Source organism: Streptomyces sp. Wb2n-11, from assembly GCF_001049855.1.
In the GTDB taxonomy this organism is placed as follows: domain Bacteria; phylum Actinomycetota; class Actinomycetes; order Streptomycetales; family Streptomycetaceae; genus Streptomyces; species Streptomyces altiplanensis.
In genome coordinates this window covers 2,824,469-2,842,612 of record NZ_CVPB01000001.1, presented here as the reverse complement: position 1 = coordinate 2,842,612, position 18,144 = coordinate 2,824,469, and the positions used below count along the sequence as shown (strand labels likewise).

Annotated in this window: 19 protein-coding genes and 2 pseudogenes; 14 read left to right on the top strand and 7 right to left on the bottom strand. The window is 71.4% G+C overall.

What is annotated here, in order from left to right:
* The first annotated feature begins 147 nt into the window (after positions 1–147).
* From guaA to BN1555_RS12625, 4 genes and pseudogenes are all read left to right on the top strand, one after another.
* Positions 148–1,731, top strand: coding sequence for a glutamine-hydrolyzing GMP synthase (guaA, locus tag BN1555_RS12635; RefSeq protein ID WP_093799492.1), 1,584 nt, complete (start codon positions 148–150; stop codon positions 1,729–1,731).
* An 84-nt stretch (positions 1,732–1,815) separates the two neighbouring features.
* A pseudogene (locus BN1555_RS38945) lies at positions 1,816–2,301 on the top strand (Uma2 family endonuclease); the annotation flags it as partial.
* Between the two features lie 300 nt (positions 2,302–2,601).
* Positions 2,602–3,861 (top strand): hypothetical protein, encoded by a 1,260-nt coding sequence (locus BN1555_RS12630; RefSeq protein WP_176710273.1) that lies wholly within the window; start codon positions 2,602–2,604, stop codon positions 3,859–3,861.
* A 153-nt stretch (positions 3,862–4,014) separates the two neighbouring features.
* Positions 4,015–4,548 (top strand): DoxX family protein, encoded by a 534-nt coding sequence (locus tag BN1555_RS12625; protein WP_093799490.1) that lies wholly within the window; start codon positions 4,015–4,017, stop codon positions 4,546–4,548.
* Here BN1555_RS12625 and BN1555_RS12620 read toward each other — a convergent pair.
* Positions 4,458–4,763 (bottom strand): hypothetical protein, encoded by a 306-nt coding sequence (locus tag BN1555_RS12620; protein ID WP_369688970.1) that lies wholly within the window; start codon positions 4,761–4,763, stop codon positions 4,458–4,460. The two genes, BN1555_RS12625 and BN1555_RS12620, sit on opposite strands and share 91 nt — an antisense overlap.
* Positions 4,750–6,078: a PspC domain-containing protein gene (locus BN1555_RS12615; RefSeq protein WP_093799489.1), complete on the bottom strand. Its 1,329-nt coding sequence runs from the start codon at positions 6,076–6,078 to the stop codon at positions 4,750–4,752. Before BN1555_RS12615 ends, BN1555_RS12620 begins: the two co-directional genes overlap by 14 nt.
* A gap of 183 nt (positions 6,079–6,261) precedes the next feature.
* Here BN1555_RS12615 and BN1555_RS12610 point away from each other — a divergent pair, with 183 nt between their 5' ends.
* The 3 genes from BN1555_RS12610 (at position 6,262) to BN1555_RS12600 (ending at position 8,867) form a co-directional block, all read left to right on the top strand.
* Positions 6,262–7,572, top strand: coding sequence for an ATP-binding protein (locus tag BN1555_RS12610; RefSeq protein ID WP_093799488.1), 1,311 nt, complete (start codon positions 6,262–6,264; stop codon positions 7,570–7,572).
* Positions 7,569–8,240, top strand: coding sequence for a LuxR C-terminal-related transcriptional regulator (locus BN1555_RS12605; protein WP_093799487.1), 672 nt, complete (start codon positions 7,569–7,571; stop codon positions 8,238–8,240). Before BN1555_RS12610 ends, BN1555_RS12605 begins: the two co-directional genes overlap by 4 nt.
* A 321-nt stretch (positions 8,241–8,561) precedes the next feature.
* A complete protein-coding gene (locus BN1555_RS12600; protein ID WP_093799486.1) occupies positions 8,562–8,867 on the top strand; it encodes a hypothetical protein in 306 nt (101 codons plus the stop codon).
* 7 nt (positions 8,868–8,874) lie between these two features.
* Here the strand turns inward: BN1555_RS12600 and BN1555_RS12595 are convergent, their stop codons facing one another.
* Together BN1555_RS12595 and BN1555_RS12590 are read right to left on the bottom strand one after the other, a co-directional pair.
* Complete coding sequence (locus BN1555_RS12595) at positions 8,875–9,462, bottom strand: riboflavin biosynthesis intermediates N-glycosidase (protein WP_093799485.1); 588 nt, start codon at positions 9,460–9,462, stop codon at positions 8,875–8,877.
* A 10-nt stretch (positions 9,463–9,472) separates the two neighbouring features.
* On the bottom strand, positions 9,473–9,901 hold the full coding sequence (locus BN1555_RS12590) for an ATP-binding protein (RefSeq protein WP_093799484.1): 429 nt from the start codon (positions 9,899–9,901) through the stop codon (positions 9,473–9,475).
* 70 nt (positions 9,902–9,971) lie between these two features.
* Here BN1555_RS12590 and BN1555_RS12585 point away from each other — a divergent pair, with 70 nt between their 5' ends.
* Both BN1555_RS12585 and BN1555_RS12580 read left to right on the top strand, forming a co-directional pair.
* Complete coding sequence (locus BN1555_RS12585) at positions 9,972–10,775, top strand: helix-turn-helix domain-containing protein (protein ID WP_255306014.1); 804 nt, start codon at positions 9,972–9,974, stop codon at positions 10,773–10,775.
* Positions 10,772–11,014 carry a DUF397 domain-containing protein gene (locus tag BN1555_RS12580; RefSeq protein WP_093799482.1) on the top strand — a complete coding sequence of 81 codons (243 nt, stop codon included), beginning with the start codon at positions 10,772–10,774 and terminating at the stop codon, positions 11,012–11,014. Before BN1555_RS12585 ends, BN1555_RS12580 begins: the two co-directional genes overlap by 4 nt.
* A gap of 744 nt (positions 11,015–11,758) precedes the next feature.
* On the opposite strand, the gene BN1555_RS12575 is transcribed toward BN1555_RS12580, so the two are convergent.
* The gene (locus BN1555_RS12575) at positions 11,759–12,655 is read right to left on the bottom strand and encodes an IS982 family transposase (RefSeq protein WP_093799481.1); all 897 of its coding nucleotides are present in this window, start codon (positions 12,653–12,655) and stop codon (positions 11,759–11,761) included.
* Between the two features lie 138 nt (positions 12,656–12,793).
* Between BN1555_RS12575 and BN1555_RS12570 the strand changes: the two genes are divergently transcribed.
* The 4 genes and pseudogenes from BN1555_RS12570 to BN1555_RS12555 form a co-directional block, all read left to right on the top strand.
* Positions 12,794–13,465: an MOSC domain-containing protein gene (locus BN1555_RS12570; protein ID WP_093799480.1), complete on the top strand. Its 672-nt coding sequence runs from the start codon at positions 12,794–12,796 to the stop codon at positions 13,463–13,465.
* 129 nt (positions 13,466–13,594) lie between these two features.
* Entirely contained in the window at positions 13,595–13,834 is a 240-nt protein-coding gene (locus BN1555_RS12565; RefSeq protein WP_093799479.1) for a hypothetical protein, read from the top strand.
* The gene (locus BN1555_RS12560; RefSeq protein ID WP_093799478.1) at positions 13,835–14,206 is read left to right on the top strand and encodes a toxin Doc; all 372 of its coding nucleotides are present in this window, start codon (positions 13,835–13,837) and stop codon (positions 14,204–14,206) included.
* A 223-nt stretch (positions 14,207–14,429) separates the two neighbouring features.
* Positions 14,430–14,564: pseudogene (locus BN1555_RS12555) on the top strand (glyoxalase); the annotation flags it as partial.
* A 316-nt stretch (positions 14,565–14,880) separates the two neighbouring features.
* Here the strand turns inward: BN1555_RS12555 and BN1555_RS12550 are convergent.
* The gene (locus BN1555_RS12550; RefSeq protein WP_093799477.1) at positions 14,881–16,023 is read right to left on the bottom strand and encodes a C40 family peptidase; all 1,143 of its coding nucleotides are present in this window, start codon (positions 16,021–16,023) and stop codon (positions 14,881–14,883) included.
* A 297-nt stretch (positions 16,024–16,320) separates the two neighbouring features.
* Between BN1555_RS12550 and BN1555_RS12545 the strand changes: the two genes are divergently transcribed.
* Positions 16,321–16,674: a hypothetical protein gene (locus tag BN1555_RS12545; protein ID WP_093799476.1), complete on the top strand. Its 354-nt coding sequence runs from the start codon at positions 16,321–16,323 to the stop codon at positions 16,672–16,674.
* Here BN1555_RS12545 and BN1555_RS12540 read toward each other — a convergent pair.
* Entirely contained in the window at positions 16,652–17,992 is a 1,341-nt protein-coding gene (locus tag BN1555_RS12540) for a glycosyltransferase (protein ID WP_093799475.1), read from the bottom strand. The two genes, BN1555_RS12545 and BN1555_RS12540, sit on opposite strands and share 23 nt — an antisense overlap.
* Between the last annotated feature and the right edge of the window lie 152 nt (positions 17,993–18,144).

Genomic DNA, 18,144 nt, shown 5'->3' with positions numbered 1-18,144 from the left:
GGAAGCTCAGCTGCTGGTGCATGAGGCCAGTATGGCCTGCCGCCGGCGGACGGCCAACGCCGGGTTCGGATGGTGAGACAAGGGGAATGACTCGCCCCCGGTAGAATTGACCGTCCCGACACCCTTCACCGCCGGAAGGCCGCCCTCGTGCCAGCAGTGCCCCCCGCCGCCCCCGACGCCGTCCTCGTTGTCGACTTCGGCGCGCAGTACGCCCAGCTCATCGCCCGCCGTGTCCGTGAGGCCCGGGTCTACAGCGAGATCGTTCCCAGCACCATGCCGGTGGCGGAGATGCTGGCCAAGAACCCCAAGGCGATCATCCTCTCCGGCGGCCCGTCCTCCGTGTACGCCGAGGGCGCCCCGACCATAGACCGCGAGATCTTCGAGGCGGGCGTCCCCGTCTTCGGCATGTGCTACGGCTTCCAGCTGATGGCCACGACGCTCGGCGGCACCGTCGACGACAACGGTGCGCGCGAGTACGGGCGTACCCCTCTGGCCGTCACCAAGACCGGCTCCACGCTCTTCGAGGGCACCCCCGCCGAGCAGTCGGTGTGGATGTCGCACGGCGACGCCTGCTCGGTCGCGCCCGAGGGCTTCAGCGTCACCGCGTCCACGGACGTCGTGCCGGTCGCCGCCTTCGAGAACGACGAGAAGAAGCTGTACGGCGTGCAGTACCACCCCGAGGTGATGCACTCCACGCACGGCCAGCAGGTCCTGGAGCACTTCCTCTACCGGGGCGCGGGCATCGACCCCGACTGGACCACGCACAACGTCGTCGAGGAGCAGATCGCCGCGATCCGCGCGCAGGTCGGCACCAAGCGCGCCATCTGCGGCCTGTCCGGCGGCGTGGACTCCGCGGTCGCGGCGGCGCTCGTGCAGAAGGCCATCGGTGACCAGCTGACCTGCGTGTACGTCGACCACGGCCTGATGCGCAAGGGCGAGACCGAGCAGGTCGAGAAGGACTTCGTCGCCGCCACCGGCGTGCAGTTGAAGGTCGTCGACGCGCAGGAGCGCTTCCTGAACGCCCTCGCCGGGGTCTCCGACCCCGAGGAGAAGCGCAAGATCATCGGCCGTGAGTTCATCCGCGTCTTCGAGCAGGCCCAGGCGGAGATCGTCGCCGAGGCCGGCGCGGAGGGCGAGGACGTCGCGTTCCTCGTGCAGGGCACGCTCTACCCGGACGTGGTCGAGTCCGGCGGCGGCACCGGCACCGCGAACATCAAGTCCCACCACAACGTGGGCGGCCTCCCCGACGACATCGAGTTCGAGCTCGTCGAGCCGCTGCGCCAGCTGTTCAAGGACGAGGTCCGGATGGTCGGCCAGGAGCTCGGCCTGCCGGAGGAGATCGTCCAGCGCCAGCCCTTCCCCGGCCCCGGCCTCGGCATCCGCATCGTCGGCGAGGTCACCAAGGAGCGCCTGGACCTGCTGCGCGACGCCGACGCGATCGCCCGCGAGGAGCTGACGGCGGCCGGCCTGGACCGCGACATCTGGCAGTGCCCGGTCGTGCTGCTCGCGGACGTACGGTCCGTGGGTGTCCAGGGCGACGGCCGGACGTACGGCCACCCGATCGTGCTGCGCCCGGTCTCGTCCGAGGACGCGATGACGGCGGACTGGACGCGGATGCCGTACGACGTACTGGCGAAGATCTCCACCCGCATCACCAACGAGGTCGCGGACGTGAACCGCGTGGTGCTCGACGTGACGAGCAAGCCGCCGGGCACGATCGAGTGGGAGTGACCCTCCCCGCTCGGTCAGGTCAACGCCGACGCCGTCGCTCATTCGTCTGAGCGGCGGCGCCGTCGTATCCCGTGGGTACGCTGACTGTGCACGCGAGACCCCGTCGCACGGGAGCAACCACGAGCGCCGCACCTGAGTTACGAGCTCGAAGAGCAGAAGTACCTGTGGCCGATCCCGCCCGGGGGTGGCTGGACGGCGGATGATCTCGACCGGATCCCGGGCCTCCCGCCGCACACCGAGCTGATCGACGGGAGCCTGGTGTTCATGAGTCCGCAGACGGCGTTTCACGCGCGGACGATGCGCCTGCCGGAGAACGCCCTCTGGGAGCAGGCCCCGGACCATCTGGACGTCGTCCGGGAAATGACGATCAAGCTGGACAAGCACAATCGCCCCGGACCCGACGTGCCGGTGTTTTCAGCGAAGGCGAACACGGGGCCGAAACAGACGTGGTTCAGGCCCGAGGACATCCTCCTGGCCGTCGAGGTCGTATCGCCGGACTCCGAGGCCCGGGACCGCGAGGTCAAGCCTCGCAAGTACGCCGCGGCCGGTGTCACGTACTTCTGGCGGGTCGAAGAGAGCGACGGCCTGCCCGTTGTCTGCACCTACGAGCTGGATCCTGCGACCCGTTCCTCCGTACCGACTGGTCTCCAGAGGGAGAACCTGTCAGTGGAGTATCCCTTCGTCATCGCAATCGGCCTCACGGCGATCAACCGCCGGCCCGGGACGGTCCGAGCGCGCACGGTCGGGGCCGGCGCCGGCCGCGGCGCGCGGGCCGTCCCGCGTACGGCACAATTTCCTTATCGCGGAAGGAAGTTCCCTCCGGCGGGTTGGTTCGAAAGGGCGGCATCCTCCGTGGCTGTGCAAGAGGCGATGCAGAACACGCACAGTGGCGGTGGCGGCGGCGGTTGTACGTGCGGCGACTGCCCCCAGGGCGTGCGTGAGGGGCACCGGCGCGCGGTGGCGGAATTCCTCGCCAAGCGGGACGGTCTGGCCGCGGGCCGGGGCCTGCCCGCCGCCGTCGCGCACTCCGCCGGCGCCTCGCGCCAGTGGGTGTCGGACGAGCTGACCCAGTCGGCCCGCGCGGTCGCCGAGCGCAGCCGCGAGGCGGGCGAGGCGTGGCTGCGGCGGGTGTGGCGCAGCACGCTGGCCGTGGTGTGGGGCGGGGTGCTCGTGCTCGTCCTCGCGCAGGCCTTCACCGCCATCGGCGCCGGGTGGACCGCGGCCCGCACCGCGGGGCTCCTCGCCGCGCTCGTCACCGCCGCCCTGCTGACCGGCGCGGCGCACGTGCACCGGGCGCGCGGCGGGCTCCTCGCGCCCCTCATCGGCGAGGACAACCGGCTGTCGACCTCGCGCGCCGTCGCCGCGAGCTGGGTGCTGCTCGTCGTCTTCGCGGTGCTGGTGATCGCGATCCAGCTGGCCGGCGCCTCCGACCACGGCGGCCGTGACGCGCTCATCGCCGGCCTCGAACTCGCCCGTGGCGTCGGCATGGTGACCGTCCTCGCGCTGACCTGCGCGATCGCCGTCGTCGTCCGCCATGTGGTGACCGTGCGCGTGCTCACCCAGCGCCTCCAGAAGGTACGGGCCGACCGGCCCCGCGCCGCCGACCTGCTCACCGACGACTCGGGCCGCGGCAGCTTCTCCGACATCCAGTACGTCCTGGTGAGCGGGGTCGCGGTGGTCTTCGCGGTGGTACGCCTCGCCCGGCGGCCCGAGCAGCTGCCCGACCTGCCGTGGGGTCTGGCCCTGCTGGTGGCGGTCTCGGCGGCGACGTACTTCGCGGGCAAGTACGCGGAGGGCGGCCGCCCGGTGGTCCTGTCGGTCGTACGGACCAGGGAGGCGGGCGACCTGGACGCGCCCATCCGCACCGGCGACGACATCGAGATCCGCGGCGCGGGCTTCGTGCCGCCGGGCGCGGGGACCCCCGACCGGCTGGCCCGGATGGTCGTACGGATCGGAACGGTGCACGTCCATGTGCCGCTGATCCCGGTGACCGGCGGCTTCGCCAATCCGACGGACACGGTGCTGACCGTGCCCGTGCCGGTGGAGGTCGAGCCGGGCCGGGTCGAGGTGCAGGTGGTGACGGCGGCGGGCACGGAGACCGAGCCGGTGACGATCGACGTCACGGACTGAGCGGGAGTCGGCGGGGCACCGGGAGCGTGCCGGTGAGCGGCCGGCGGGCGGCCGTCTGAGCCCGATCCCCACCGCACACGTATCCCTCTTCGAACAGGGCGGGAAGAATTGTGCCCGCGCCGCACGGGCGTTTCGGAGAGGCGGGACCAGACCATGACTCACGGCTATCGGACCGGCGGCGGCACGACCGGCACGGGGTGGGGCGACGGGCCGCGCGGGCGCGGGGGCCTGCGGGCGACGGCGAGCCGCTACGCGCTGCTGCCCCTGCGGCTCTTCCTCGGCGTCACCTTCGTCTACGCCGGGCTCGACAAGCTGACGGACAGCCGGTTCATGTCGGCGGCCGGCACCGGGTCGATCGGCGACATGATGCGCGCCGTGCGCGACAGCTCGGCCGTCCCCACCCTCGTCGACCTCGCCCTCAAGAACCCCGAGGGCTTCGGCTACACCATCGCCATCGGTGAACTCGCCGTCGGCGTCGCCACCTTGATCGGGCTGCTCGCACGGCTGGCCGCGCTGGGCGGGGCGCTGATCTCGCTGAGCCTGTGGCTGACCGTGAGCTGGCAGAGCGATCCGTACTACTACGGGAACGACCTGGTCTACCTCATGGCCTGGCTGCCGTTGGTGCTCGCGGGCGCCGCGTTCCTCTCCGTCGACGCCGCTCTGGCGGCGCGCCGGCGCACGCTGTAGGCCACCCAGCTCGCCGTGCCCGCGACCAGCAGTCCGAGGCAGAGCGCCGGGAGCACCACGTAGGAGGGGACGTGCCAGAGGCCGCCCGCGTCACCGGCGTACGCGACGGCCGTGCCCAGCAGGACGAGGCCGGTGATCAGCCTGCCGGGCCTGAACTCGTGCCGGAAACGGGACGGGCCGGCCTCCGTCCGCGTCTGCTTCTCACTTCGCCGCACGGGTCACCTCCACCTGTCCGACGCCGACTTCCAGCCGCAGTTCGAGCGTCCCGGCGCCCTCGCCGCCCTGCGGCGGCTCCAGCGTCTGCTGCCGGTCGTGGTCCGTCCGGACGCGGAGGCCCTGCCGGGTCTGCCCCGGCAGCTGGATGTCGCCGGCGCCCAGCTCCGTGCGGAGTTCCACCGTCGCGTCCTTCGGTACGACGACCTTGAGCAGCCCGGCGCCGACCTCCACCCGGGTGGCCACCGAGGAGTCCGCGGGGATGCGCACAGCGCTGAGGTCGAGCGTGCCCACGCCCGACCCGAGCTGGTATCCCGGCCGCACGGCCGAGGCCGACGCGGGGGTCCAGTCCGTACGCATCCAGTCCGTGGAGATCTCCTTCGGCAGGGCGGCGGCCCCGGCCAGCAACAGCGCCGTGATCACGGCGAGGAAGACCGAGCCGATGCTCGTACGCCCGCGGAAGGCGCTGACCGCGATGCCGAGCCCGAAGACACCGAGAGCGCAGGACAGGCCGGTCTGGAGGCTCGTGCCGAGCGGCTGGGTGTCCCACGTCAGACCGGTGCCGAGTCCGGCCGCCAGCAAGGCCAGCAGGAACACCCGGCCGCCGATGCCGCGCGGACCGCGCGTCGCCGGATCGCGCCGCTGCCGCGGGGGGCCGCCGGGGGTGCCGGCCGGGTCCAGGTCCGGCGCCGCGTCCGCGACCGCGTCCTCGGGGCCCCACAGGTAGCCGCCGGCGACCGGGCCCGTGGTGCCGTCCTTGACGATGGGGTCCCGCCACCAGGAGGGCGCTCCGGGCACGGGCGGAGCCTGCGTCTCGGGCGGCGCGACCGCGGCCGCCTGCGCGGCCACCGGATCGAGCGGGCCGGTCCTGGGATCGGCGAGGCGGCGGCGCTGGGACCAGTAGCCGGCGCCGGCGAGGGCGATCGAGAGCATGACGGCGAAGCCGAGGACGGAGTTGTTGTTCAGCATCGAGAGGAAGAGGCCGCAGCCGGCGAGGGCGAAGAGCACGGCGATGAGGGCGGCGCCGTCGACCCGGCCCGTGAGCAGCCGGCGGGCCTCGTTCTCGTCCTCGCCGTCGAGGGGGACGACGAGCCACGCGAAGCCGTAGAAGATCAGGCCGATGCCGCCGGTGACGGTCAGGACGCCGAGACCGATCCGGAAGATCACCGGGTCGAGGTCGAAGTGCCGGCCGAGCCCGCCGCACACGCCGCCCACCAGCTTGTGCCGCCTGCTGCGGCGCAGCGGGGGCTGCGGCGTCTGCGGCAGCGGTTCCTCGGCGGCTCCCCGGGGAGCGGCGGCGTCGTACGGCTGTGTCATACGTCCATGGTGCGGGGCGCTCCGGCGCCGCGGCACCCGCGCCGACCCTGGACGATCCCTGATTTCCGCCCCTGACGCCCTTCCGGCGCCCCGGCTGCGGCCCGCCCCGCCGGTGACGGGTCAGGGGCATGTAGGGGACCGCCCCTGATGCCCCCGCCCGCCCGTACGTGTGACCATCGGGGCATGCCAGTCGCCACGCCCCGCCGAGCCGCGGGCTCCCACGCCCCCGAACCGGAGGAGCTGCAGCCGCGCAAGCTCTACCGCAGCGCCGAGGGGCGGATGCTCGGAGGGGTCGCGCGCGGGCTCGCCGGGCATCTCGGGGTGCCGGTCGTGTGGGTACGGATCGTCTTCCTCGTCCTCTTCCTGGCGGACGGCATGGGCGCGCTGCTGTACGCCGTCTTCTGGTTCGTGGTGCCGCTCGGCGTGGGCGGCGTGGGCGGGGCGGGCGGGGCGGACGCGCCGCGCTCGGCCTTCGAGACCGCACCCGACGGGCGCCGCAGGCTCCGCAAACCCGACAAGGGACAGGTCTTCGCGCTCTTCGCGCTGCTCATCAGCGCCGGCACCTTCGTCAGCAGCGTCGAAGTGGGGGGCCGGGCCGGGCGGTACGTCTGGCCGACGCTGCTGATCAGCCTGGGCGTCGTCCTGGTGTGGCGCCAGGCCGACAACGCGCGCCGCGCCCACTGGACGGGGACCGGCCGCCGCCGCCGGATGCTGCAACTCGCGCGCGGCATGGCGGGAGTCGCGCTGGTCGGCATGGGCCTGACCGCGTTCCTGGTGGTACGGGGATCCGCCGCGCAGCTCGGCAGCGTACTGACGGCGGCCCTCGCGGTCGTCGCCGGCATCGCGCTCCTCGCGGGCCCCTGGCTGGTCCGGATGACCCAGGACCTGTCCGAGGAGCGCCTGATGCGCATCCGCGCCCAGGAACGCGCCGAAGTCGCGGCCCACGTCCACGACTCGGTGCTCCACACCCTGACCCTGATCCAGCGCAACGCGGAGGACACGGGAGAGGTACGGCGCCTCGCCCGCGCCCAGGAGCGGGAACTGCGCAACTGGCTCTACAAGCCGGAGGGCAACGGCAAGGACGAGTCGCAGGAGCCCGACACCCTCGCGGAGGCGGTCAAGCGCACGGCGGCGGAGGTCGAGGACAAGCACGGCGTGCCGCTGGAGGTCGTGGTCGTCGGCGACTGCCCGCTCGACGACGGGCTGACAGCGCAGATGCAGGCCGCGCGCGAGGCGATGGTGAACGCCGCCAAGTACGGTGGCGAGGGCGGGGCGGTGCAGGTCTACGCCGAGGTCGAGGGCCGGACGGTCTTCGTGTCCGTACGGGACCGGGGGCCCGGGTTCGATCTCGACGCGGTACCGGACGACCGTATGGGCGTGCGGGAGTCGATCATCGGACGGATGCAGCGCAACGGCGGCACGGCGAGGCTGCGTTCCGCGCCCGACGGGGGCACGGAAGTCGAGCTTGAGATGGAGAGGGCGGCGGACGCATGACGGAGGACAGGCGCGTACGGGTGGTGCTGGTGGACGACCACCGCATGTTCCGTACGGGGGTGCAGGCGGAGATCGGGCAGACGGAGACGACCGGCGTCGAGGTGGTCGGCGAGGCCGCCGACGTCGACCAGGCGGTCACGGTCATCACGGCGACCCGCCCCGAGGTGGTCCTGCTCGACGTCCACCTGCCGGGCGGCGGCGGCGTCGAGGTCCTGCGCCGCTGCGCGCCGCTGATGCAGGCGGCGGAGAACCCGGTGCGGTTCCTGGCCCTGTCGGTGTCGGACGCGGCGGAGGACGTGATCGGCGTGATCCGGGGCGGCGCGCGGGGGTACGTGACGAAGACGATCACCGGCACCGACCTCGTCGACTCGGTCTTCCGCGTGCAGGACGGCGACGCGGTCTTCTCGCCCCGGCTGGCGGGCTTCGTGCTGGACGCGTTCGCGTCGACGGACGCGCCGCCGGTCGACGAGGACCTGGACCGCCTCACGCAGCGCGAGCGCGAGGTGCTGCGGCTGATCGCCCGGGGGTACGCGTACAAGGAGATCGCGAAGCAGCTCTTCATCTCGGTCAAGACGGTCGAGAGCCATGTGTCCGCGGTCCTGCGCAAGCTCCAGCTCTCCAACCGGCACGAGCTGACGCGCTGGGCGACGGCACGCCGGCTGGTGTGACGCCGGCCGGTGTGCCGTCCGCCGGTGCGGGACCGGTGGCCGGCGTGAGATACGTCCTTGGTCCATCACTTGTCAGTTCCCTTGCGCCACAGGGATATCGATCCTCCTCTGGTGACGCCGCACCGATGCGGCGCCGGACGCGGGAGGAAGCGGACTGATGCCGCGGGACTGGGCGGGGGAATCGGAACGCGACCGGTAGGTGCAGACGTACGTCGAGTCGCTGATCCTCCCCGGGGACGGCGGCCGGGGCCGTACGGCGGCCGGGAACGCGGGCCGTACGCCGACTTCGAGCGCCGCTACCTGGAGGTGCGCGGCGGCCCTGTGGACGCGCTGGCCAACGACCAGGCGATGGTCGGGCACGACGCGGTGTACACGGTGGGCATCGCCGCCCGCCGGGCCGTCGACAGCTACGGCCCGGAACACGTCACCGCCGGGACGGTCCACGAACTGCCGGGCCAGACCAACGGCTCGTTCCGGGTGCGCGGCGCCAGCGGCGAGATCGCGTTCGACCCCGACACCGGCGAGCTGACCGACCGGCCGATGGCCCTGGTGGAGCTGGGCCCGCCGGGGGAGCGGGGCAGCAGGGACAGGGGCCGGTACCGCTTCGTCGAGCCGCTGAAACCGTGAGGCGTACTCAGCTGTTGCCCGTGTTCCCCAGCGCGTCACGGGCGTCCATCAGCGCGAAGCCGAGCAGGTTCAGCCCGCGCCAGGTGGTGGGGGACGCGGCGCGTTCGTCGTCGGCCGCCAGCCCGATGCCCCAGATCCGGTCCACCGGGCTGGCTTCGACCAGGACGCGGTCGCGCGTGCCCAGGAGGTACGCGCGCAGGTCGTCGTGCTGTCCGAACTTGGCGATGTTGCCGCGTACGACGATCCCGTACCGGTGCTCGCGCCAGAGCGCCTCGTCGAAGCCGGCGATCCGGCGGCCCAGGGACTTCGCCTCGCCGGGATGCTCGGCGCCGAGGATCTCGGCGGCGGTTCCGGGATCACCGAACAGCCACGCCTTGTGCGCCATCATGTAGTGCTCGGCGGAGCGGTAGGTGTGGCCGTCCTCGGTGAACTCGACGGGCCACCACTGGCTGAGGCAGCCGGGCCCGGCGGCGGCTCCGGGAGTGGGCTGATGGCCCCAGAAGCAGAGGTGGCGCAGACGGGTACCGGCGGTCTGTTCTGCGACCATGGCCTCCCCGACGGACTTGGGAAGAGGGGCGCGGGGATCGTTCGGCATGGGCGCACCGTTACACACCGTCGTCGGCCGCCTCAAGGCAATTGACCTCGGCATCGACCTCGAACCACACCGTCTTGCCGATCCCGCACTCCCGTGGCGCGGCCCCCCACCGCCCGGCGAGCGCGTCGACCAGCGCGAGCCCGCGCCCCGTCTCGTCGTCCGGCGACGCGTCGCGCGGATGCGGGAGCACGACGCAGGCGTCCGACACCTCGACACGGAGGACGTCGCCCCGTACCGCGAACCGCACCCGGATCTCCCGACCGGGCGCGCACCCCGCGTGGCGCAGGGAGTTCGTCACGAGCTCGCTGAGGAGGAGCACGGCGGTTTCGGCGACGGCATCGGGCACCTTCCACTCCCGTGCCTGCTCGGCGAGGAGGACGCGGGCCCGGCGGACGTTGCGGGGGTGGCGGCGGAAATGCCACTCGATGTGGTCGTTCATGGCTCATACGGTGCAGAGGTGGGAATAGCCTGCTGAAGTAACGGCTCGCGTACAGAGGGTGGTTGTATCCATGACGAACCCCGAACCCCCGATGGCGTGGCGGTACTGCGGCAACCAGATCAAACGGTGGCGCGAGCGGGCGGGAGTGACGCGGGAGGCGCTGGCCGAGGAGGCCAGTTGCAGCTACGAGTACGTGAAGTCGATGGAGGCGGGGCGGCGCAAACCGACGCTGCACCTGCTCCAGGTGGCGGACGGGCTGTGCGGGGCGGGCGGGCTGCTGATCGCGGCGCGGGAGTTTCTGGTGCCGGAGAAGTTCCTGTCGTACTCCCAGGACTTCATCCGCTACGAGGCTGAGGCGATTGTCCTCAGCTCTTTCCAGCCGCTGCTGATTCCGGGCCTATTGCAGACCGAAGAGACGGTCCGGGCTCTGCTCGGCGCACACTGGCCGCCACTGGATGACGAGACGATCGACGTTCGGGTGGCAGCTCGATTGGAGCGGCAGCTCCTGCTGGAGAAGCGCACCAGATCATTCAACTTCGTAATCGCTGAGGCTGCGTTGAATGACGCTGTCGGCAGCGCGGAAGCACACAGGCGGCAGTTGCACCACCTGGCGGAGGCGGGTGAGCAGCGGAATGTCACCATTCAGGTCCTCCCCGGCGGGGGTGCTCATCCGGGACTCAATGGGCCCATCGTTCTGTTGGAGACCCCTGAGCATGAGCATCTTGCCTACGAGGAGGGGCAGACGGCAGGCGTATTGTATTCGGACCCGGAGAAGGTCTGCATCGTCACGCAGCGCCATGCCATGATCCTTCGGCGGGCACTCAGCCCTGAAGAGTCCGTGCGATTCATCGGCAAGTTGGCGGAGGAACTGTGAGCACAGAACTGGTCTGGTTCAAGTCCAGTTACAGCGGAACGGGAGGCGGCGACTGCGTCGAAGTCGCCCTCGCCTGGAAGAAATCGACGTACAGCGGTACCGAAGGCGGCGCCTGCGTAGAGGTCGCCACCTGCCCCGACACCGTCCACGTCCGTGACTCGAAGCTCAAGGACGGCCCCGAGCTCACCCTCCCCGCCCCCTCCTGGGCTCGGTTCGTCGCGTACGCAACGCGCGGCTGAGCTTCGAGATCCGAGCGGCGAGACCCGAGCGTCCTTTTCAAGGAATGGGTGGTGGGCTGGGCCCACCCACCCTCCCAACTCCCGCGCGGCACCTGAGGGGTGACTTTCCATGACCGGCTTGCCACACGACGTGTCGGGGAGAACGTGGGCGAGGGATGCACGCGCTGGGTGTGGCACACGTACTTCTCGCGCACCGCCCGCGACGACGCCTGGTGGGAGCGGTTCGAGGCCGGTGACGTACCGGACGCGGAGGCGGGCGCGGGGCCGGTGCGGGAGAGCCGGGCCTCCGGCCGCTCGGCGGCGTACGACGTCCTCGCCTCGCTGGGCCGGACCGACCCCCGCATGGTGCTCTCCGCCGCCGGATGCGCGGCGCTGGAGGCCGACGCGGCGCAGTGGCTCGCGCGGGGGATGAGCGCGGACCGCCTCGTGCGCGCGCTCACGGCGGGGCTCCCGGAGCAGGTGCACTCGCCGGGCGGCATCGTCCGCAGCCGGCTGCGCGAGAAGCTGCCGCCCGAGCCCGAGCCCGCGCCCGAGCCCGCGGCAGGGGCGGCGCGGCGCCGGGTGATGCCGTGCACGGAGTGCGGGGCGCCCGGCGGGTCCGTATCGCTGCCGGGCGGGCTCTGCCAGGTCTGCCGGGGGCTCCCGGCGGAGGTGGTCCACCGGCGGGTGGAGGAGCTGCGCGAGATCAACGGTTCCCGGCACCGGAAAGGTACCGGGACTACTAGACGAGTAGTTCCGATGTGTTCAGTGATCGAATGTGGTCAGCGATCGCAGGACCGGTGCGCCGGTCTTGTGGTTGTGCCAGATGGCCGTGGCCATCGCGAGGATGCGCTGGGCGACGCGGACGGCGACGCCCTCGAAGGTCCGCCCGCCGTGCTGTTCCAGATCGAGCTGGCCCTTGAGGGTGTCGTTGACGGACTCGATCAGCTGCCGCACCGACTTCAGTAGGGACTCGCCCGTGCGGCGCTTTTCCCGCTTGAAGGAAGGGCGGAGCAACTCCACGCCCTGGAAGGCCAGATCGGCCTCGAACTCCTTGGAGGCGAAGCCCTTGTCCGCGATCAGCAGCAGGCCGGGCCTCTCGGCGGTCAGGTGCGGTTCGCGGTCCAACATCGCGGCCAGGACCTCCCGCTCGTCGATCTTCGGGTTGGCCAGGGCCCAGGTGATGGGCATGCCGGTCGGAGCGCAGACCAGGTACAGGCGCAGGCCCCAGAAGAAGCGGGAGTGGGAGGCGCAGTATCCGTATCCGGCCCAGCCGGCCAGCTCCGAGCGTTTCACCGTCGGCCTCGACGTCCCGCACGGCACCGGCGTGGAGTCGACGATCCAGTGGTTGTCGAACCAGAAGTCCGTATCCGCCGCGAGGAGGCGTATCGCCTTCTTGACCAGCGGCAGTGCGGACCGCAGTCGCTTGTTGTATCCCGGTCGCTTGGGCAGGTAGGGGAACATCGAGCCCAGATTGCTGCGGGCGAAGCGCAGCCAGCGTGCCTCCGAGACAAAGCCCAGCAGAGCTTGCACGACGGCAAGACAGACCAGCTCAGAGTCGCTCAACAGCGGTGGTCTGCCCAGGCATCGGGCCCCTCCGATCTCGTCGTCGATCTTTACGTACAGTTCGGTGATGAGGGCGTCCAAGTGCTCGTTTGTCACAAAACGATCTTGGATGCCCTCGCTTTGCGGGGCGAGGGGAGAGAGAGCTCAAGTTGTTCAGGCTGTGTTTGCGTCGTGCGTCACCACACTGTGGGGGAGGGGGCGGCCGCGTTTTGAAGCGGACATAGGCTGCGTACCGTGAAGATCCTCAGCGTGAACGTGGGCCCGGCCAAGCCCGTGACCTTTACCGACGCCCCGTCCGGCATGACGGGCATCGACAAGCAGCCGGTGCAGGGACCGGTCCGGGTGGCGTCGCCGGGCCCACCCGGGGTCGGGGCCAGCGGAGTGTCCGGAGACGCGGTGTGCGACCTGCGGTTCCATGGCGGCGAGGACCGGGCCGTGTACGCCTTCGCGCGCGAAGACATGGACGGCTGGGAGCGGGAGCTGGGCCGTTCGCTGGACAACGGTGCGTTCGGCGAGAACCTCACCACCGTCGACCTCGACCTGCGCGACGCGTTGGTCGGCGAGCGTTGGCGGGTCGGCCCCGAGGTCGTACTCGAAGTGACGGGCGGGCGCATTCCGTGCCGCACCTTCGCCGGCTGGCTCGGAGAGAAGGGCTGGGTGCGGCGTTTCACCCAGGCTGCCTCCCCAGGGGCGATGCTGCGTGTGATCGAACCTGGTGAGTTCCGCACTGGCGATCAAGTCGAGATTATCCGTCGTCCCGATCACGACGTGACCGTCTCATACCTGTTCCGTGCGGTGACGACGCAGCGCAAGACCTTGCCCGGCGTCCTGGTGGCGGCCGAGTGGATGGAGCGGGAACAGCTGGAGATCGCTCGCACGTACACGGCGAAGTACGGCAACGGGTAGGCCGGGCAACACCCGAAAAGTCTCGCACTCACCGGCCCGCGGCCAACCAAGGTGCTCAACCAGGCCGCTGAAGTACCCAGTCGCCCCAAATGCCAGCTACATTCGGAACTACTCGTCTAGCATCGAAGCATGCCCGCCGTGAACATCGAATTCACCGAAGAAGAGCTCGCCGGGGTCCGCGAGGCGGCCGCTGCCGAGGGCAAGAGCGTGAAGGCGTACGTGCACGACGTCTCCGTGCTGGAGCAGAAGCGCCGGTTCTTCGTCGAGGGCGTCGCGAAGTTCTTCAACGAGCACAAGGCGGAATTCGACGCGGCGTTCCCCGACGAGGTCCCGCCGTGGGACCGCAAGCAGGGCGACGAGGCCGCCTGAATGAGCCTGTACATCGACATTCCGTGGCTTCTGGCCGCCCAGGAGCGGGCGATTCCCGAGGACTGCTCGGTCGCGGACTACTCGGTCCTGGTGGCCGCCGTGGCCCGGCACAAGACCCGCATCCCGACGATGGAGACCTACCCCGACGGCGCGTGGCGGGCGGCGGCCCTGCTGCACACCATCGTGCGCCTCGGGCCGCTGCCCTTCCGCAACTCGCTGTACGGCGTCTCGGTGGCGACGTACTACCTGGCCTCGGCCGGTGAGGGGATCGACCCGCCGTACGGCGCGCTCACCGAGCTGGTCCGCGAGATCCGCACCGAGAACCTCGACGTCTTCGCCGTCGCCGAGCGGCTGCGCGCCTGGCGCATCTGAGACGACCGCCTCAGGCCGCGGTCGTGGCCGCAGCGCGCTGCCGCAGCACCCCATGACCGCTCACGCGGCCGGCCTGTCCGAGCGCCCCCGTTCGTCCGGCAGCTGCCTGTTCCCGGCCGAGCGCGCCGGATCCGGGCCCGCCAGGGCTGCCCGGGCCTTTGCCCACCGGCCCGTCAATGTGTCCGCCTGTGCGGAGCGCCCGTACCAACTCCCAGGAGGACAAGTGAGGATAGCCGCCACCGCCCTGTCCCTGACCGTCGACGACGTAGCCGCCTCCGCGGGCTTCCTCGTCACCCACTTCGGGTTCCGGGAGGCCGTGGCGGCCGACGGGTTCGCGTCGCTGGCGCGTGAGGACGCGCCGGGCGTGACCGGAGGCATGAGCAGGCGCAGGCGCCGGATCACCGGACCCGGCGCCTGCGCCCCCTGCTTCACCCCTCAGTACTGCCTCCGGCCGCCCCGCAGCCGTCCCAGCAGCTGCTTGGCCTGGGCGCGCTTCCTGGGGTCGGACGCCGCGCGGCGTCCCTGTGCGATCGTCCGACGCCCCTGCGGGCTGCTCGCGTACTGCTTGATCCGGTTGATGATGCCCGGCATGGTCGGCCCTCCGTTCACGGTGGTGACATAGGGAGTGGCGTGCGTTTTGCCCTACGTACGGCACTTACCCCGTGCCGCCGGGCCTACGCGGGCCGTGTCGCCCCCGCGAACGGCATCTGGTCGATCGGGGCCACGCGGACCGGGGCGCCGGGGCGGGGCGCGTGGATCATCTGGCCGTCGCCGATGTAGAGGCCCACGTGGCTGAGGCCGGAGTAGAAGAAGACCAGGTCCCCGGGGGCCAGCTGCGAGCGCGGGACACGCTGTCCGGCGTGGATCTGCGTGTACGTCGTGCGGGGGAGCGAGACGCCCGCTGACTTCCAGGCCGCCTGGGTCAGGCCCGAGCAGTCGAAGGCGGAGGGCCCCGTGGCGCCCCAGACGTACGGCTTGCCGATCGCCCCGTACGCGAAGGAGACCGCCTGGCCGGCGCGGGGATTGGGCGCCCGGACCGGGCCGCCGCGCGGGGCGTCCGGGGCGGTCCGGTCGGTCCGGTCGGTCCGGTCGGCACGCGCGGGGGCGGCGGCCGGTGCGCCGTGGCCGTCCTGCCGCGCGTACTGGGCCCGCTGCTCCGCCGTGAGCCGGGAGAGCAGCTTCTCGGCCGCGCCGATCCGGCCCTGGATCCTCGCCTTGTGGGCGCGCAGCTCCTTCTGCTGCGACGCGAGCCGCTCCAGGTGCCTGTCCGCCTCCGCCCGCAGCTGATCGATCCTGCCGAGCTGCCTGCGCACCCCGGTGACGGCCGCCGCCTGCCGGTCGCCGGCGCGCTCGGCGACCGCGGCGCGTTCCAGGTACCGGTCCGGGTCGGACGTGAGCGCCACCTGCACGGACGGGTCGATCGCGCCCGCGCGGTACTGCGCGGTGGCGAGCGAACCCAGGGCGTTGCGTGAGGCGTTGAGGCGTTCGGTCCTGCGGGCCGCCTCGTCGCGCAGCCGGTCCAGCGCCTCGCGGCCGCTGTCCGCCTTCTCCTTCACGCCGTTGTACTTCTCGGTGGCGACCTCCGCGTCGTGGTAGAGCCGGTCGACCTTCGCCTTCACCTGAGCGGGGGTGAGGGCGGGTTCCGCGTGCCCGACGCCGTCGAACGCGGTGGCGCTCGCGGCCGAGGCGAGCGCGAGGGTTGCGGCGGTGCGGGCGGTGCTGCCGGTGAACATGCGTTGCTTGGGCTTTCGGTGCGAGGCCACGAGGGCGTTTACGTCCTTCCGTCCTGTACGGCGCTGTACGTCGGCCGCTCGCATCCGGCGGCGGGCCGCACGGGGCGGCGGCCCGCCGCCGGACCTTCGGCGGTGGCGGCCGACCGCCGCTCCGGGCAGGGGCGGCGGTGGGGAATCGGCCACCTGGGGAGGGACGCTAAACCGGACGGTCACGGGGGAGAGACACAATGACCGAGAGTGGTCGAAACAGGCATTTCCGTGTACGGGGATGAGAAGGGGACCCACATCGGAATAGAACATTCCGTTCTTCCGTGACCGATACGGCGATGGCAGGCATACCTGGCGGCGAGGGCTGCTAGGGCCGGGGCTAGGCTCCGGCCCATGGACGTACTCATCAATGTCTTCGTCGGCCTGCACATCATCGGCATCGCCTCGCTGCTCGGGGGCTTCCTGACCCAGATGAAGGCGATAGGCGCGGGCACGGCCCGCTTCACGCCCGCGATGCTGCACGGCGCGCTGACCATGCTGATCACGGGCGTGGCGCTGGTGGGGCTCAACCAGGCGGACGGCCAGAGCGTGAACAACCTCAAGATCGGCATCAAGCTGGCGGTCCTGGTGGTGATCCTCGGCCTCGTCTACGTCAAGCGGGACGAGGAGAGGGCGGAGAAGGCGCTCTTCGGGGCGGTCGGCGGGCTGACCGTCGCCAACATCTTCATCGCGGTGCTCTGGACCTGAGCCCGGACACCCCGGTCGGCCCGGCGGCTCCGGCCGCCCGCGCGGACCGTTCGACCGCGTCGGCCGCCGTGCGCAGGCCGTCACGGCCGCGGATCTCCGAGCCCGTGGCGGCCAGGCGCTCGCGCAGGGCGGTGTCGGCGAGGAGGCGGTCGATCGCGGCGGTCAGTTCCCCGTCCGTGCAGCGGTACGGGTCCAGGCGGACGCCGAAGCCGAGCTCGTCCATGCGCTGCGCGTTGTCGTACTGGTCCCAGAACAGCGGCAGCACGACCATCGGCTTCCCGAAGTGCAGCGACTCGGTCGTCGTGTTGTTGCCGCCGTGGGTGATCACCAGGTCGACGTGGGGCAGGACCGACGCCTGGGGGAGGAACTCGGCGCCCGTCATGTTCGCGGCGAGCTCGATCTCCTCGTGCAGCGGGCCCATGGAGACGACGTAGCGGTGGGGCGTCTTCGCCAGTACGCCGATGACGCGGCGCATCAGCTCCACGTCGGCCGAGCCCAGTGAGCCGAGCGAGAAGTAGACGAGCGCGCCTTCGCCCGGCGGGACGTCGAAGTCCGCGCTGTCGGTCTCGCGTACGCACGAGTCGAGGCGGCGCCAGGTGGGGCCGAGCTCGCGCGGGTAGTCGGCGGCCCCCGGATAGACGTACAGGTTCGCGGTCTCGGACTCGTGGATGAATTCGAGGTCGGCCAGGGGCGGCGCCCCCTGCTCCACCACCCACGCGTTGAACGACGTCCACAGCTCGCGGTGGGTGCGGTCGTACTCGGCGCGGAAGGCCGCCCAGCCGGTGCGGTCGGCCGTCGGGCAGCCGGAGAAGGCGGGCGGGACGGCCGGGCTCTTGATCTCGAGCGGGTTGCAGGAGTTGATCCGCACGAAGGGGACCCCGGCGGTGAGCAGGGCCGGGAAGGCCACCACGTTGTCCTCGACGATGACGTCGGGGCGGGTCCGGGCGATGATCTCCTTCAGCTGCGGCTCGCAGTGCCGGGCGCCGGCGGTCAGCTCCTCCCACACCGGTCTGATCCACGTCTCCAGCTGCTGGATCGTCGGCTTGCGGAACTCCGGGGCGGTGTCGCGGACGAAGTCCTTCCAGAACTGGCCAGGATCCTGCTCCGGCGCTCCGTCCGCCGGCGGCGGCGCGAGGTCGACGAGGTCCTCCTCGAAGCCGAGCGCGGCCAGCCTCCCCTTCCACGACGCCTCGGCGGCGAACACGACGCGGTGACCGCGGCGGCGCAGCACGTCCGCGATGCCGACGCAGTTGTTCGTCGGGCCGTACGCGCTCTCCGGCACGAACAGGACGGTCAGCCTCTGCCTGCGCTCGGTCATTTTCCTTCTCCTCCGGTCGGTCCGATCAGTACGGAGTCGTCCGGGTCCGCGCCCGCACTTCTCGTCGATTGCGCCGATCGCGTCGCAACTCCCCCTGCCGGCACGCTGGTTGCGGCGTGATTGTGGCATCGCACGACAACCGGTACAAGCGC

Bases quoted from the DNA above. Each gene is read 5' to 3' on its own strand.
- BN1555_RS12630 (WP_176710273.1), top strand. From the start codon at position 2,602: ATGCAGAACACGCACAGTGGCGGTGGCGGCGGCGGTTGTACGTGCGGC.
- BN1555_RS12625 (WP_093799490.1), top strand. From the start codon at position 4,015: ATGACTCACGGCTATCGGACCGGCGGCGGCACGACCGGCACGGGGTGG.
- BN1555_RS12615 (WP_093799489.1), bottom strand. From the start codon at position 6,078: ATGACACAGCCGTACGACGCCGCCGCTCCCCGGGGAGCCGCCGAGGAA.
- BN1555_RS12610 (WP_093799488.1), top strand. From the start codon at position 6,262: ATGCCAGTCGCCACGCCCCGCCGAGCCGCGGGCTCCCACGCCCCCGAA.
- BN1555_RS12605 (WP_093799487.1), top strand. From the start codon at position 7,569: ATGACGGAGGACAGGCGCGTACGGGTGGTGCTGGTGGACGACCACCGC.
- BN1555_RS12595 (WP_093799485.1), bottom strand. From the start codon at position 9,462: ATGCCGAACGATCCCCGCGCCCCTCTTCCCAAGTCCGTCGGGGAGGCC.
- BN1555_RS12590 (WP_093799484.1), bottom strand. From the start codon at position 9,901: ATGAACGACCACATCGAGTGGCATTTCCGCCGCCACCCCCGCAACGTC.
- BN1555_RS12585 (WP_255306014.1), top strand. From the start codon at position 9,972: ATGACGAACCCCGAACCCCCGATGGCGTGGCGGTACTGCGGCAACCAG.
- BN1555_RS12565 (WP_093799479.1), top strand. From the start codon at position 13,595: ATGCCCGCCGTGAACATCGAATTCACCGAAGAAGAGCTCGCCGGGGTC.
- BN1555_RS12560 (WP_093799478.1), top strand. From the start codon at position 13,835: ATGAGCCTGTACATCGACATTCCGTGGCTTCTGGCCGCCCAGGAGCGG.
- BN1555_RS12550 (WP_093799477.1), bottom strand. From the start codon at position 16,023: ATGCGAGCGGCCGACGTACAGCGCCGTACAGGACGGAAGGACGTAAAC.
- BN1555_RS12545 (WP_093799476.1), top strand. From the start codon at position 16,321: ATGGACGTACTCATCAATGTCTTCGTCGGCCTGCACATCATCGGCATC.
- BN1555_RS12540 (WP_093799475.1), bottom strand. From the start codon at position 17,992: ATGACCGAGCGCAGGCAGAGGCTGACCGTCCTGTTCGTGCCGGAGAGC.